At 72.2% G+C, this 14,532-nt stretch carries 15 protein-coding genes; 9 read left to right on the top strand and 6 right to left on the bottom strand.

From position 1 onward, the window contains the following. Nucleotides 1–76 precede the first annotated feature (76 nt). The 7 genes from ABIC63_RS06260 (at nucleotide 77) to ABIC63_RS06290 (ending at nucleotide 7,392) form a co-directional block, all read left to right on the top strand. The gene (locus tag ABIC63_RS06260) at nucleotides 77–1,096 is read left to right on the top strand and encodes a Bug family tripartite tricarboxylate transporter substrate binding protein (RefSeq protein WP_354319100.1); all 1,020 of its coding nucleotides are present in this window, start codon (nucleotides 77–79) and stop codon (nucleotides 1,094–1,096) included. Nucleotides 1,097–1,112: 16 nt separating this feature from the next. After that, entirely contained in the window at nucleotides 1,113–1,862 is a 750-nt protein-coding gene (locus ABIC63_RS06265) for a TSUP family transporter (RefSeq protein WP_354319101.1), read from the top strand. Nucleotides 1,863–1,914: 52 nt separating this feature from the next. Then, complete coding sequence (locus tag ABIC63_RS06270) at nucleotides 1,915–3,330, top strand: amidohydrolase family protein (RefSeq protein WP_354319102.1); 1,416 nt, start codon at nucleotides 1,915–1,917, stop codon at nucleotides 3,328–3,330. 61 nt (nucleotides 3,331–3,391) lie between these two features. After that, nucleotides 3,392–4,282, top strand: coding sequence for a DMT family transporter (locus tag ABIC63_RS06275; protein WP_234193618.1), 891 nt, complete (start codon nucleotides 3,392–3,394; stop codon nucleotides 4,280–4,282). Nucleotides 4,283–4,358: 76 nt separating this feature from the next. Further along, on the top strand, nucleotides 4,359–5,294 hold the full coding sequence (locus ABIC63_RS06280; protein ID WP_354319103.1) for a glutaminase: 936 nt from the start codon (nucleotides 4,359–4,361) through the stop codon (nucleotides 5,292–5,294). A gap of 11 nt (nucleotides 5,295–5,305) precedes the next feature. Next, on the top strand, nucleotides 5,306–6,208 hold the full coding sequence (locus tag ABIC63_RS06285) for a ketopantoate reductase family protein (RefSeq protein WP_354319104.1): 903 nt from the start codon (nucleotides 5,306–5,308) through the stop codon (nucleotides 6,206–6,208). Beyond that, nucleotides 6,205–7,392, top strand: a complete 1,188-nt coding sequence (locus tag ABIC63_RS06290; protein ID WP_354319105.1) for an MFS transporter — start codon at nucleotides 6,205–6,207, stop codon at nucleotides 7,390–7,392. The genes ABIC63_RS06285 and ABIC63_RS06290 overlap by 4 nt, the downstream gene beginning before the upstream one ends. Here ABIC63_RS06290 and ABIC63_RS06295 read toward each other — a convergent pair. From ABIC63_RS06295 to ABIC63_RS06305, 3 genes are all read right to left on the bottom strand, one after another. Continuing rightward, nucleotides 7,356–7,946: a DUF3253 domain-containing protein gene (locus ABIC63_RS06295; RefSeq protein ID WP_354319106.1), complete on the bottom strand. Its 591-nt coding sequence runs from the start codon at nucleotides 7,944–7,946 to the stop codon at nucleotides 7,356–7,358. The genes ABIC63_RS06290 and ABIC63_RS06295 overlap by 37 nt on opposite strands. Before the next feature lie 10 nt (nucleotides 7,947–7,956). Continuing rightward, a complete protein-coding gene (locus tag ABIC63_RS06300; RefSeq protein ID WP_354319107.1) occupies nucleotides 7,957–9,015 on the bottom strand; it encodes a phosphotransferase enzyme family protein in 1,059 nt (352 codons plus the stop codon). A 143-nt stretch (nucleotides 9,016–9,158) separates the two neighbouring features. Continuing rightward, on the bottom strand, nucleotides 9,159–10,289 hold the full coding sequence (locus tag ABIC63_RS06305; protein ID WP_354319108.1) for a citrate synthase/methylcitrate synthase: 1,131 nt from the start codon (nucleotides 10,287–10,289) through the stop codon (nucleotides 9,159–9,161). Between the two features lie 86 nt (nucleotides 10,290–10,375). On the opposite strand from ABIC63_RS06305, the gene ABIC63_RS06310 reads away from it, so the two are divergent. Beyond that, nucleotides 10,376–11,554, top strand: a complete 1,179-nt coding sequence (locus tag ABIC63_RS06310) for a citrate synthase (protein WP_354319109.1) — start codon at nucleotides 10,376–10,378, stop codon at nucleotides 11,552–11,554. Between the two features lie 68 nt (nucleotides 11,555–11,622). Here the strand turns inward: ABIC63_RS06310 and ABIC63_RS06315 are convergent, their stop codons facing one another. Further along, the gene (locus ABIC63_RS06315) at nucleotides 11,623–12,525 is read right to left on the bottom strand and encodes a LysR family transcriptional regulator (RefSeq protein ID WP_354319110.1); all 903 of its coding nucleotides are present in this window, start codon (nucleotides 12,523–12,525) and stop codon (nucleotides 11,623–11,625) included. A gap of 114 nt (nucleotides 12,526–12,639) precedes the next feature. Here ABIC63_RS06315 and ABIC63_RS06320 point away from each other — a divergent pair, with 114 nt between their 5' ends. Further along, entirely contained in the window at nucleotides 12,640–12,930 is a 291-nt protein-coding gene (locus tag ABIC63_RS06320; RefSeq protein WP_294366238.1) for a hypothetical protein, read from the top strand. Nucleotides 12,931–12,939: 9 nt separating this feature from the next. Here the strand turns inward: ABIC63_RS06320 and ABIC63_RS06325 are convergent, their stop codons facing one another. Beyond that, a complete protein-coding gene (locus ABIC63_RS06325; protein WP_295530645.1) occupies nucleotides 12,940–13,365 on the bottom strand; it encodes a DUF1330 domain-containing protein in 426 nt (141 codons plus the stop codon). A 154-nt stretch (nucleotides 13,366–13,519) separates the two neighbouring features. Then, nucleotides 13,520–14,449, bottom strand: a complete 930-nt coding sequence (gene bla, locus ABIC63_RS06330; protein WP_354319111.1) for a class A beta-lactamase — start codon at nucleotides 14,447–14,449, stop codon at nucleotides 13,520–13,522. Between the last annotated feature and the right edge of the window lie 83 nt (nucleotides 14,450–14,532).

Here is a 14,532-nt window from a genome sequence, read left to right on the forward strand (position 1 = left end):
ACTTGTCATAACGAGTAGATTCTCGCACCGTCGAGGTGCTTTTCCATCCTTCAACACTGCCGAACGAGGAACGACCATGGCCCATCCCGCCCGCACCGCCCATTCCCTGAGCTCCACCCGCCGCACCCTGGCTGCCGCCCTGGCGGCGGGCATGGCCCTGGCCGCATGGCCCGGCGCCGCACAGGCCCAGGCCTGGCCGGCCAAACCGGTCACGCTGATCGTACCGTTCGCGGCCGGCGGCGGCGTCGATGCGACGGCCCGCCTGGTCAACGCCAAGCTGGGCGAGGTGCTGGGCCAGCCGGTGGTGATCGACAACGTGGCCGGGGCCGCCGGCACCATCGGCACGCAGAAGGCGGCCCGTGCGCCGGCCGACGGCTACACGCTGCTGTTCGCCGTGGCCAGCCCGCTCAACGTGGCACCGCTGGTGGCGCCCTCGGCCGTGCGCTACGACACCTTCAAGGACTTCGCGCCCATCGCCACCGTCGGCTTCTCGCCCTTCGTGCTGGTCGGCAAGCCGCAGCTGCCGGCGCAGAGTGCCGCCGAGCTGATCACGTACGCCAAGGCGCACCCGGGGCAGCTGAATTTCGGCACCGACGGCGTGGGTACCTCGCTGCATGTGACGGCCGAGCTCATCAAGCAGCGCGCCGGCATCGACATCGTGCATGTGCCCTACAAGTCGGGCCCGCAGGTGCTGACCGACGTGGCCGGCGGCCAGCTGGACCTGGCGGTGCTGCCGCTGTCGCTGGCGTTGCCCTTCATCAAGGACGGCAAGGTCAAGGGCCTGGGCGTCACCTCCGCCGCCCGCGCGCCCATCGCGCCGCAGGTGCCGGCCCTGGCCGAGACGCCGGCCCTGAAGGGCTTCGAGCTGGACTCCTGGCTGGGCATCCTGGCGCCCGCCAACGTGCCGGCCCCAGTCGCCGCGAAGCTGGCCGAGGCCATCCAGACCACGATGAAGGACCCCGAGGTGGTGCGCCGCCTGGGCGAGATCGCCGTGCGCCCCGTGGTGACCACCGGCCCGGCCTTCGGCGACTACCTGAAGAAGGAGCGCCAGACCATTCAGGACGTCGTGAACAAAGCCGGCATCAAGGCCGAATGACGATGAGGCCACCGACATGCCGCTGATCGCCCACGCCTGGATCGTCACGCCGCTGCTGCTGGCGGCCGGCGCGCTGATCGGCGCGACGGGCATCGGTGGCGTGCTGGTGGTGCCGCTCTTGACCACGCTGGGCGGCGTGCCGGCACCGCAGGCCATCGCGGCCTCGTCGCTGGCCTTCCTGCTGCCGGCGCTGGTGGCGCTCGGCCCCCTGCGGCAGCGGCCCGAACTGGCGCACCGCTGCGTGCCGCTGCTCGCGGGTGCGCTCGTGGGTGCGGTGGTCGGCGCGCTGGTGGTGCGCTGGCTGCCGGTGCAGGTGCTGCTGGCCGGCGTCACGGCGCTGGTGCTGCTGGCAGGCTGGCGCGGGCTGCGGCCGGCGTCGGCCGGCGTCCACGAAGGCGCACCGACGCTGGGCAGCGGGGCGCTCGCGGCGCTGGGTGCGGCGGTCGGTGCCGGCTCGGCGCTGACGGGCACCGGCGGCCCGGTGCTGCTGCTGCCGCTGCTGATGCTGCTGCGCCAGCCGCTGGTCTTCGCGGTCGCCGCGGCGCAGGCGGTGCAGCTGCCGGTGGCCGTGTCCGCCAGCACCGTCCACGCGCTGGCCGGCCGGCTGGACTGGCGACTGGCACTGATGTGCGGCCTGCTGCTGATGGCCGGAAGCCTGCTGGGCCAGCGCGCCGCGCGGCGGCTGCCCATCGCCCAACTGCAACGCGGCGTGGCCGTGCTGCTGCTGGCCACGGGTGGCTGGTTCGCCCTGCTGATCCTGAAGTGACACGTCCTTTCTGCGCCACGTTGTGAGCGCGCCTTTCCGAGCACCTTCTCCCATGCTGTCCGTTGACCAACTCCGCTCCGCCGGCGATGCCCCGCTCCTGATCGCCCCCGGCCACCTGCTGCAGCGGGGCGGCATGAGGCAGGGCCTGGCCGTCGCCGTGCAGAACGGCCGCTTCACGCAGGTCGGCCCCGTCGACGAGGTGCGGGCCGCCCATCCGGGCCTGCCGGTGCACGAGGCCCCGAACCATCTGCTGATGCCCGGCCTCATCGACATCCACACCCACCTCACGCAGGCCTTCGGCAAGTCGCTGGCCTTCGGCGAGCCGTCGGAGATCTTCCGCCGCATCTGGGTGCCGATGGAAGGCGTGCTGGACGAGCACGCCGCCTACCTGTCGGCCAAACTGGCCGCGCTGGAGTCGCTGCGCGGCGGCTTCACCACCGTGGTCGATGCCGGCACGCGCTCCGAAGAGGGCCTGGGCGGCGTGGCACGCGCCGCGCGCGAGGTGGGCATCCGCTGCGTGCTGGGCCTGATCTGCAACGACGCCGGCAACACCGAGGGCGAGGCCGGCGCGCGCCGCATCCTCGACCGCGCGGCGGGCTTCCTCGCCGCGCACGAGCACGATCCGCTGGTGCATCCGTCATTGGCCATCTCCATCCCCGAGGCGGCCACCGACCGCATGCTGCGCGACGTGGCCGCGCTCACCCGCGAAGCCGGCGTGCGCTTCCAGACCCATGTGAACGAGCACCTGGCCGCCGTCGAGCGCTCGCTGGTCGCACGCGGCCTGCGTCCGCTGGAGTTGCTGCACGCCGTGGGCGCACTCAACGAGAGCGCGCTGCTCGCCCATGCCACGCTGCTGACTCCGCGCGAGCTGGGCCTGCTGCGCGACAGCGGCGCCGCCGTGGCCTACAACCCCGTGGCCAGCGCCTGGAAGGGCAATGCCGTGCTCGACGCCGGCCTCTTGCAGATGCTGGGCGTGCCCTTCGGCCTGGGCACCGACGGCACGCGCGCCGATGCGCTGCGCCTGATGGACGCCGCCGAGATGGCCCAGCGCCTGACCCAGGGCATCGCCAAGGGCGACTCCTCCTGCGGCGGCGGCTGGACCTGGCTGGACCATGCTGCGCACGAAGGCGCGCGCGCCGCGGGCCTGGGCCACATCACCGGCCGCATCGATGCAGGCCACGCGGCCGACTTCCTGCTGCTCGACGTCGACGTGCCCGAGTTCGTGCCCAGCTGGGACCTGGGTTGGGAGCTGGTGCGCTTCGCCAACCGCGACCAGATCGATGCCGTCTTCGTGCAGGGCGCACTGCGGCTGTGGCAGGGCTGGCCGGTGGACTGGGACGCCCGCGCGCTGATGCGCGAGGTGGCCACCATCGCGCGGCGCGACGTGGCAAGGGCGCCCATCCAGCGGGTGCATGCCACCTCGGACGCACACCGTGCACAGGCCCTGCACGCGCCCAGCAGCTTTTAGCCCCGCGGGCTAGGATCGGCGGCTGACCCCAGAAGACCGCCGAGACAACGCCGCCCGCTGCATGACCGATCGCAAAGACCACCTCGACACCCGAGCCCTCCTGATCCTCGTCGCCTGCTGTGCGTTCTGGGGCCTGCAGCAGATCCTCATCAAGACCACCGTGGCGGAGGTGCCGCCCATGTGGCAGGCCACGCTGCGCATGGTGGGGGCCACCGTGCTGCTGCTGCTGTGGTGCGCGGTGCGCGGCGTGGCGCTGTTCCGGCGCGACGGGACGCTGGCGGCCGGGCTGCTGGCGGGGCTGCTGTTTTCCGGCGAGTTCATCTGCATCTACCTGGGCCTGCAGCTGACCACCGCCTCGCGGCTCACCGTCTTCCTCTACACCTCGCCCTTCTTCGTGGCCCTGCTGCTGCCGCGGCTGGTGCCGGCCGAACGGCTGCGGGGCGTGCAGTGGATCGGCCTGGCCCTGGCCTTCGCGGCCGTGGTGGTGGCCTTCAGCGAAAGCCTGGGCCATGCCCAGCCCGGGCAGTTGCGGGGCGACGCGCTGGCCCTGCTGGCGGGCCTGCTGTGGGGGCTGACCACGCTGGTGATCCGCAGCAGCCGGCTGGCCACCGCCAGTGCCGAGAAGACGCTGTTCTATCAACTGGCCGTCACGGCCGTGGTGGTACCGGTGGCCTCGCTGGTGCGCGGCGAGACCTGGGGCCTGGGCTATTCGGCCTACGCCTGGACCTCCATCGCGGCCCAGACCTTCATCGGTGCCTTCGCCAGCTACCTGGCCTGGATGTGGCTGCTGCGGCACTACCCGGCCACCCGCATCTCCCCCTTCACCTTCCTCACGCCGCTGTTCGCGCTGCTCTTCGGCGTGCTGCTGCTGCGCGAGCCGCTGACGGCGCAGCTGGTGGCGGCGTTGGCCGGTGTATCGGTGGGGCTGGTGTTGCTGAACCGCAGAGGCTGAAGCTCGACGTACAAACTGAAGAAAGTTTCTTCCATATGCAGGGGCGTCCGAACGGGCAGCCACCACCCCCTTTTCCATGAACAGCTCCCTCGACTTCCAGGCCGTCCTCGACGACATCGTCCACACCCTGCAGCCCGAGGCGGGGCGCGAGGGCAAGGTCGCCAGCTACATCCCCGCCCTGGCCCGCGTGGACGCCCACCGCTTCGGCATCGCGCTGCGCACCTGCGACGGCCACGAGGCCGTGGCAGGCGATGGCGATGTGCCTTTCTCGATCCAGAGCATCTCCAAGCTCTTCTCGCTCACGCTGGCCATGCGGCACATGCCCGAGGCCGAACTGTGGGCGCGCATCGGGCGCGAGCCTTCGGGCAATCCCTTCAACTCGCTGGTGCAGCTGGAGAGCGAGCAGGGCAAGCCGCGCAATCCCTTCATCAATGCCGGCGCCATCGCGGTGGCCGACCGCATCGTCGACCTCTACGGCGCCGATGCGCGGGACACGCTGCGCGGCTTCCTGAGCCACCTCGCGGGCGAGCCGGTCGTCTTCGACGAGGAGGTCGCCGCCTCCGAGGCCGCCACCGGCCACCGCAACCTGGCGCTGGCCCATTTCATGAAGAGCTTCGGCAAGCTGGACCACCCGGTGGCCGAGGTGCTGGACCTGTACTTCCACCAGTGCGCGCTGGCCCTGAGCTGCCGCCAGCTGGCCCGCGCGGCTGGCTACCTGGCACGCGATGGCGCGCATCCCTCCAATGCCGACGAGCAGGTGGTGACCGAGCGCCAGGCGCGCCGCATCAATGCGCTGATGCTCACCTGCGGCACCTACGACGCGGCGGGCGAATTCGCCTTCCGCATCGGGCTGCCCTGCAAGAGCGGCGTGGGCGGTGGCATCGTGGCCGTGGTGCCCGACCGGCTCACGCTGTGCGTGTGGTCGCCCGCGCTCGACGCCACGGGCAACTCGCACCTGGGCATGCGGGCGCTGGAACTGTTCGTGGCCCGCACCGGGCTTTCCGTTTTCTGAAGGAGCGAAGGATGAAGGTCGCAGTGATGGGCGCCGGCGCGGTCGGCTGCTACTACGGGGGCATGCTGGCCCGCGCGGGCCATTCGGTGGTTCTGATCGGCCGGCCCGTCCATGTGGAGGCGGTGCGCGCCAAGGGGCTGCGCATGCAGACCACGCGCTTCGACGAGCAGGTGCCGCTGCAGGCGGCGACCGGCCCCGAGGCCGTGGCCGGCGCCGACCTGGTGCTGTTCTGCGTCAAGTCGCCCGACACCGCGGCCGCAGGCGAACAGATTCGCGCGCATCTGCCGGCCGGTGCGCTGGTGCTGAGCCTGCAGAACGGCGTGGACAACGCCGAGCGCCTGCAGGCGGTGCTGCCGCAGCAGATGGTGGTGCCGGCCGTGGTCTACGTCGCCACCGAGATGGAAGGACCCGGCCATCTGCGTCACCACGGCCGCGGCGAACTGGTGATCGGCCCGTCGGCGCGCAGTGCCGACGTCGCGGCCCTGCTGGAGGCCGCCGGCGTGCCCACCGAGGTGTCGGCGCAGGCCATCGGCGCGCTGTGGGCCAAGCTGATCCTCAATGCCGCCTACAACGCGCTGTCGGCCATCACGCGCCAGCCCTACGGCGTGCTCTACCCCGCGCCGGGCATCCTGCCGACGCTGCGTGCCATCGCCGACGAATGCCTGGCGGTGGCCCGCGCCGATGGCGTGCAGGTGCCGGGCGATCCGTATGCGGCGGTGGACGCCATCGCGGCCACCATGCCGGCGCAGTTCTCCTCCACCGCGCAGGACCTGATGCGCGGCAAGCCCACCGAGATCGACCACATCAACGGCTACGTGGTGCGCCGCGGCGATGCACTGGGCGTGCCGGTGCCGCTGAACCGCCTGCTGCACAGCGTGGTCCGGCTGCTGGAGACGCCGCCGGCGGCACGATGAACCGCAACCTCTGGCTGCTGACGGCCCTGCAGGGGCTGTTCCTCACCAACAACGTGACCTTCATCGCCATCAACGGCCTGGTGGGGCTGGCCCTCGCGCCCCATGGCTGGATGGCGACCTTGCCGGTCATGGGCTATGTGGTGGGCGGCGCGCTGTTCACCGCGCCGGTGGCCTGGGTGCAGGGGCGCCTCGGGCGCAAGACGGGCTTCTTCCTCGGCCTGCTCGTGGCGCTGGGCTCGGCCCTGCTGTGCGCCTTCGCGGCCTTCACGCGCCAGTTCTGGCTGCTGTGCGCCGCCACGCTGCTGGCGGGCTACTACTCGGCCAACGGCCAGCTCTACCGCTTCACTTCGGCCGAGCTGTGCGCGCCGGCCATGCGCAGCAAGGCGGTGTCGTACGTGATGGCGGGTGGGCTGATCGGCGCCATCGTCGGGCCCAACCTGGCGGCCCGCACGCGCGACCTCACGGCCGCGCCCTTCGTCGGCGCCTACCTGGCGCTGGCGGTGGTCGCGCTGCTGGCCATGGGCCTGCTGGCCCTGATGCGCTTTCCGCCGCCGCTGGCCACCTCTTCGGCCTCCGCCGGCCGCAGCGTGGCGCAACTGCTGCGGCAGCCCACCTTCCTGGTTGCGGCGATGGGCGGCGCGCTGGCCTATGGCGTGATGAACCTGCTGATGGCGGCCACGCCGCTGGCCATGCAGCAGTGCGGCCTGCCCTTCTCGGACGCGGCCTTCGTGCTGGAGTGGCATGTGATCGGCATGTTCGCGCCCGGCTTCTTCACCGGCCACCTGATCCAGCGCTTCGGCACGCTGCCGATCATGGGCACGGGCGTGCTGCTGAACATGCTGTGCGTGGCCATCGCGCTGTCGGGCGTGGAACTGCACCACTTCACCATCGCGCTCTTCCTGCTGGGCGTGGGCTGGAACTTCCTGTTCACCGGCAGCACCACGCTCTCGCTGCAATCGCACACGCCGCAGGAGCGCAACCGGGCGCAGGGGGCGATGAACTTCCTGCAGTTCGCCGTGCTGGCGGGCACCTCCTTCGCGTCGGGTGCCCTGGTCACCACGCGGGGTTGGACGCTGCTGAACCTGGGCTCGCTGCTGCCGCTGGGCCTGATCGCGGCGGCGCTGCTGTGGCTGGGGCTGCGTCCGGCTCAACCTTCCGGCAGCGCGGCGAACCAGTCGCGGTAGGGCGTGTTGCGGGCCATGCGGCGGTTGAAGTCGGGCGCGCCGTCGGTCCACCACACGGGCCCGCGCTCGCCCAGGGCCCGCTTGGCCTGGTCGACCTGTTGGCGCGCGGCCTGGCGTTCGGCTTCGGAGCGACGGCCGCGCAGGGCACGGCGGGCGTCCATCAGTTGGCGCAAGAGGGCATCGCGCTTGTCTTGCGGCAGGTCCGGGTTGGCCTTGCGCCAGAGCCGGCCCCGCACGACGAAGTAGCGCCCGTCGGGCGTGGTGGGATGGCCGCCGGTGTGTGCACCAGCGGCGGCGGCCGAGCTCGTGCGGCCCAGCCGGATCGGGCCGCGCAACGCCGCTTCGGGTGACAAAGCTCGGCCATGCTGGCGGATCTCCAGATTGCCCTGCCTCGCCATCTCGATGGCAACAGCCCGGACCTGCGGCATGAGCGGTCGCCAATCGTCCGCCGACAGCGCACGGGCCACCTCCGAGGGGCAGACCGTCGCCTCGGTGGCACGGCGTTCAAGCAGGTCGGCGATGGTGAGGCGGACGGTGGCGTCGGTCGGGCGCATGACGGCATCGTCACACGGGCGGGCCCCCCACGCTGTCGGCGGACGCCGGGCCCAGATCCAGCCTCTTCCACGCCGCCATCACCTCGATCTGCTTGCGCAGCCAGTCCTCGGGCGCCACGCTGGTTCCCCAATGGTGCAGGCGCCCGACGCCCTCGCCCAGGTTCCAGAGATGGCGCAGCTGGATGAACAACGGCAGGGCCGCCAGATCCGCGTCGGTGATCAAGCCACCCGCAGCGCGGTAGCCGGCCAGATAGTGCGTCCAGCGCTCGCGCAGCAGGTCGTCGGCTTCGCGCAGGCCCTTGCGGAGCAGGTAGGACCAAGGCATCACGCCCAGGTCGTAGGCCAGGAAGCCCGGCCCCGCATCGTCGAAGTCGAAGAGGACCGCGCGCTTGCTGCCCGCTTCGTCGGCCACCACATGGTTGTTGAAACCATGGGTGTCGCCGTGGCACAGCACGCGGGTCAGCGCGGGCTCGGCCGCGGCAAGCTCCTCCAGCAAGGAACCGATCAGCGATTCGTAGCTGGCGAGCACGCCGGCATCGAGGCCGGGATAGGCCCGCAACCAGGCGAGCGTGCGGCCGGCCAAGCCGTGGCCATCGAGTGCGTAGAGGCTGGGCGGGCCGGCGTAGTCCCGCGCGGCGGCATGCATGCGGGCCAGCACCTCGCCGGTCGCGGCGAAGTCGTCCAGAGCGTCCGGCACGGCGCCTTCGACGTGGTGGAAGAGTGCCAACCCGCGCTCGCCTTCGGGACACGGCAGACGCACATGCGAGCCGCCCGCCGTCGTATCGACGGGGGCGGCCACGCCCACGCCGCGGCCTTGCAGGTGCTTCAGCAGCGCGGTCTCGAAATCGACGTTGAAGGGGCCACGCGGGCGGATGGTGTAGAGCCGCGCCACGTGGCGCACGCCACCCGCCACGCGCAGGGCGTAGTTGTCATTGAGACCACGGCGGATCAGCACACAGTGCTCCACCGCCAACCCATAGTGCCGCTGCGCCCAGCCCGCCACGGAACGCGCGGCGACGGTGGTGTGGGTGGGGACAAGCTCGGGATCGCACGCGTCGGAAGTGGCCATGGTTCGCTTTCTGCAGCCCATGCCGACCCGCGGCGGATGCACGCAGGTCGACACGGGGCGCGGAGTCTAAGTGGCACCGGCTTCGGCGATGCCAAAGACGCGCGCTCACCATGGCCCACCCCAACGACTTCGAGCAACTGTCGTCAGGCAACCGCCGGCTCGGCCACCTTGTCAGCCGCCGCGGGTGCCGGCCCCACGTACACCGACTGCGGCCGGATCAGCCGCCCGCGCTGCACCTGCTCGCGCGCATGCGCCACCCAGCCGCCGACCCGGCCGGCCGCGAAGACGGCGGTGAAGGCCTCGCGCGGCAGGCCCACGGCTTCGAGCAGCAGGGCGGTGTAGAACTCGACATTGGTCTCCAGCACGCGGCCCGGCTTGCGGGCCTGCAGCGAGGCGAGGGCGGCGCGCTCCACCGCCTCGGCCAGCGCGACGCGGCCGGCCTCCACGCCGCCGGCCTGAGCAAGTCCACGCAGTGCCTTCTTCAGCGCGTCGGCGCGCGGATCGCGCACCCGATAGATGCGGTGGCCGAAGCCCATCAGCCGCTCGCCGCGGTCCAGCGCGGCGTCCAGCCAGAGCGCGGCCGCATCGGCATGGCCGATGGCATCGAGCATGTCCAGCACCGGCCCGGGCGCGCCGCCATGCAACGGGCCCTTGAGCGCGCTCAGGCCCGCGAGCACGGCCGAGGCCAGGCCGGCGCCCGTGGACGCGACGACACGCGCGGCGAAGGTCGAGGCGTTGAGGCCGTGGTCGGCCACCGTGACCAGGTAGGCGTCGAGCGCCGCCGCCTGGGCCGACGTGGCCGGCCGGCCAGACACCATGCGCAGGAAGTCGGCCGCATGGGAAGCCTCGGGCTCGGGCGCAAGGGCCGACTCGTCCGCCTTCCAGCGCAGGACCGCTGCCGTGAAGACGACGGGCGCCGCCACCAGGCGCAAGGCCGTAGGCAGATCGTCGCCGTCGGGCACGCGGGCGAGAAGGGCGCGCATGGCTTCCAGCGGCGTCAGGGCCGACAGCGCGGCGCGATCGTCCGCGCGCAGCAGGGCCGCCACGTCGGTGCGCGCACGGCCCAGCGCAAGGGCCAGCTCCGGCGCCGCAGGCAGCTGCGCGAAGAAGCCCTGCCAGAGCAGCGCCAGCACCTCTTCGTAGCGCCAGCGGCCAGCGATATCGTCCAGCGCATGGCCGCGCAGCACCAGCCGGCCCGCGGCGCCGTCCACCTCGGACAGCACCGTGTGGGCCGCCACCACGCCCTCGAGCCCGTTGTTGTCATCGTCCGTCATGTCGCCGCCTTTCGTGTGTCGTTGGGGATGCGAGGCATTGTGGAAACCGCACAATGTTGACGTCAATCTTGATTCATTTCATCAACATGACCGCTGCCGAGAAGCTGCCGCTGTGGCTGCCTGCCGCCGATGCCCTGGCCTTGCTGAAAGTGCGTCCGCAGACGCTCTATGCCAACGTGAGCCGCGGGCGCATCCGCACGCGGGCTGACACGGCCGACCCGCGGCGCAGCCTCTACCACCGCGACGACGTGCAACGCCTGGCCGCGCGCCGGCAGGGCCGGCGCAGCGACGCAGCGCTGGCGGGAGAGGCCATCCAGTGGGGCGAGCCGGTGCTGGCTTCGGGCATTTCGACGGTGGTGGCCGGGCGGCTCTACTACCGCGGGCAGGATGCCTGTGCGCTGGCAGAAGAGGGCACGCTGGAGCAGGTGTCCGCGCTGCTGTGGGACGGGCCGGCGTATCCCTTTGCCTCTCCGGGACCGACGGGCGCACCGGCTTCGTTTACCGCCCCGCTCGCGAGCGCGATGACGGCGCTGGCCGTGAGGGCCGCGGCGGATCCGCCAGGGCGGGGGCGGGGCCGCCTCGCGCTGCTCCATGAAGCAGCAGGACTCATGGGCCTGCTGGCCGATGCACTGGCCGGCCCGTCGCGCGGCGAGCGGGTGCACGAGCGCCTGGCCGCCGTCTGGCGCCGGCCGAAGGCCGCCGACCTGATCCGGCGCGCGTTGGTGCTGCTGGCCGACCACGAACTCAATGCCTCCACCTTCGCGACGCGCGTCACGGCCTCCACCGGCGCCTCGCTGGCTGCCAGCGTGTTGAGTGGCCTCGCGGCGCTGAGCGGCCCACTTCATGGCGGCGCGGCCCGTGCCACGCTGGGCCTGGTCCGCGCGGCCGAGCGCGAGGGCGTGGACGCGGCGATGCACGAATGGCTGTCGCTGGGCCGGCGGCTGCCCGCTTTCGGCCATCCGCTCTATCCGCAGGGCGACGTGCGATGCCAGGCGCTGCTCGCCCGCATCGATCTGCCTGCGCCCTATGCCGAATTGCGGGAGGTGGGCGAGCGATTGATGGGCGAAAAGGCCAACGTGGACTTCGCACTCGCAGCGCTCACCACCGCCCACCGGCTGCCGGCGCATGCGCCGCTGGTGCTGTTCGCCCTGGCGCGTGCCGTGGGCTGGATCGCCCATGCGCTGGAGCAGCAGGCCACGGGCACGCTGATCCGGCCGCGTGCACGCTATACCGGGCCGGCGCCGGGCGCCGCCGTCGGGCATTGAACGATGCCCCGCAGCCGACGCGGACCAGCACGGCGTGATTGCATGGACGGCACGAGCCGGCGCGCCCTTCAACCCACCTGGCCCGCCATCTCCATCAGCATGTCCACCACCCGCCGCACCGGACCGCCGGCGGGCTCCTGGGTTCGGTGTCCGATCACCAGCTGACGCACCAGCCGGGGGCTGAGCGGCAGCACCCGCACGCGCGAGCCGGCGGCCTCCTCATGGCTGGCCCGCAGCGGCAGCAGCGCGGCGCCATAGCCGGCCTCGACCAGGCCGCGCATCGCGACGTCGTAGTTGTGCTCGATGCGGGCCCGCGGCGAGAAGCCGGCGCGACCGAACCATTCGAGCGTGAGCGTCTGCATGCGCGTGCCGGGCTCGTTCATGATGAGCGGCCGCTGCGCCAGCCAGGCGGGGGTGGCGCGCTTGGGCAGGCCGGGCCAGGCTGCGGGCACCAGCGCCCGCATCTCGTGCCGCAGCCAGGGCGTGAAGCGCACGCCGGGCAGGGCCGGCTGGGGCAGGGCGACGACGGCCAGATCGACCGAACCCGCCACCAGTCCGGTGGCCGAGTCGGCCGAGCCCACGAACACCGGCGACAGCTCGATGCCCGGATAGCGGGCGGCCAGCGCCTCGAAGACCGGCGGCAGCAGGTCGACCACCACGCTGGTGGTGGAGACGCCGATGCGCACCCGCCCCTCCAGGCCCGCATGCCGCCGCCGGGCGGCGTCCATGGCTTCGTCGGCATCGCGCAACAGGCGACGGCCACGCTCGACCAGCTCGGCCCCCGCTGGCGTGGGCTGCACATGCCGCGGTGAGCGCAGCAGCAGCGGCACGCCCAGCCGCGACTCCAGCTCACTCACATGCAAGCTCACGGTGGGTTGGGCCAGGTGCAGGGCCTGGGCGGCGGCCGAGAAGCTGCCGAGGTCGGCGATGGCGACCAGGGTGCGCACCTGGTCGAGGTTCAATTGGCGCATCAGGCATTCTGATCGCAGCCCTCAGAACTCTCAACTTCTCCGATGCTGCCCCGCGGCGCATGATCGCGGCTCCTTTCACCACTTCGTGCCAGAAACACACGCCAGGAGCCGATCATGAACACCCTCGTGCTGCAACCCGCCACCGCCTGCCCGAGCGCCGCCACACCCCGTCGCGCCATCGTGCCGGGTGCCGTGCCGCGCGAGGCCATGGTCGAGGCTACGGCGAAGCCGGCCCGCGCCGGCCTGCTGCAGCGTCTGCGCGATGAAGCAGCGCAGCAGCGCGTTCGCCGCATCCAGGCGCGACGCCTGCGGGAAGAGGGCGCGCTGCTGATGGCGATGGGCCAGCACGAGCTCAACGACCTGGGCGTGGGCCGCTGCGAACTGCTCGGCCATCTGGGCCGCTGAGGCGGAGCCTCAGGGCCGCTGCGTGGTGGCGATCAGCCGCGCATCGCGCAGCGCCGCCGTGCGGTGATGCACGATGGCCCGGTACTCGGGCGACTGGATCATGGCGGCGAAGGCGTCGCGCGTGGGGTACTCCACCAGCAGCACTTCGTCCCAGGCCTCGCCGGGCGGCGCCACCAGCGCATGGCGCGCATCGCCGACCCAGCGAACCTGCCCGCCGACCTTCGCCAGCAGCGGCACCACCGCCTCGCTGTAGGTGGCGTAGGCGGCGCGGCCCGAGCGCACCGGCGCGCCCGGTGCATCGGCGGCCTGCGCGCGGAAGGCCAGCAGGTTGAGCATGAGCACCGGGGTGTCCGCCGGCACCTGGTCGAACAACTGCTTGAAGCTGTCGCGCGTCGGATCGATGGCGACGCGGTCGGAAGGCAGCGACATGGACATTCAGGTCTCCGTTCAAGGTGCCTCCACGCGGGGCCGTGGATGGGCGCTCGCCCATGTTGACCGGCGCACGCGCCCGGCGCTGTTGCGCCCGTGACAGCGCGGGCGGCGCGGCATCGACGCGAACGCCCGATGGCCCTGTTGGGCGAACGCGGGCTCAGGCCGGCCGTCCCGCGCCCGCCCAGCGGGCCACGATGCGCGCCGCTTCGGCGATCACGGCCTCGTCGGCCGGTGCATCGGCCTTCGGCCGCGTCGTGTAGATGGCCAGGGCCAGCGGTGCCATGCCCGGACGCCACACGATGCCGATGTCGCTGGCCGAGCCGTGGGCGCCGGTGCCCGTCTTGTCACCCACGGTCCAGGCCGCCGGCACGCCCGCGCGGATGCGTCGCGCGCCCGTGGTGTTGCCACGCAGCCAGTCGGCCAGCTGCTGGCGCTCGCGCGGCGGCAGGCCCTCGCCCACCACCAGCCGCTGCAGCAGCCGGGCCATGGCCTCGGGCGTGGTGGTGTCGCGCTCGTCGCCCGGAATGGCACTGTTGAGTGCGGGCTCGATGCGGTCGAGCCGGAAGATGCTGTCGCCCTGGCTGCGCGCGAAGGCGGTGAGCGCCTGCGGGCCGCCACTCTGGGCCATCAGCAGGTTGGCGGCGCCGTTGTCGCTGTACTGCACCGTGGCGGCGCAGAGTTCGGCCACGGTCATGCCCTCGCCCACATGGCGCTCGGTGACGGGCGAATAGCTGACCAGGTCGGCCTTGGCATAGCGCACGCGGTGGGCCAGCCAGTCCGGCTGCCGACGGCTGCGGTCCAGCGTGGACGCCGCCAGCACGGCCTTGAAGCTGCTGCACATGGGAAAGCGTTCGCCCGCACGATGGCCCAGCGTGGCGCCGGAGCCGGTGTCGAGCGCGAACACGCCGAGCCGGCCATCGAAGCCCTCGTCCAGGGCTTTCAGCGCGGCCTGCGCCTCGCGGTCGGCGGGCGCGGCGGCGGTGGCGCATGCCGTCGTGGCCAGCACCAGCGGCGCGGCGGCGAGGGCGGACAGAAGGCGACGGCGCTGCGCGAGTTCAAGAGAAGCAGCCGGGTAGCGGAAGGTCATGGAGATCCTGTGGACAGATGATGGGTGCGGGAAGGCCGCCCACAATGCGGGGCAGGCGGTCAAGGGCAAGGGCGTCGCGACGA

Origin of the sequence: Pseudacidovorax sp. 1753 (assembly GCF_040544975.1) — a bacterium.
In the GTDB taxonomy this organism is placed as follows: domain Bacteria; phylum Pseudomonadota; class Gammaproteobacteria; order Burkholderiales; family Burkholderiaceae_C; genus Xenophilus.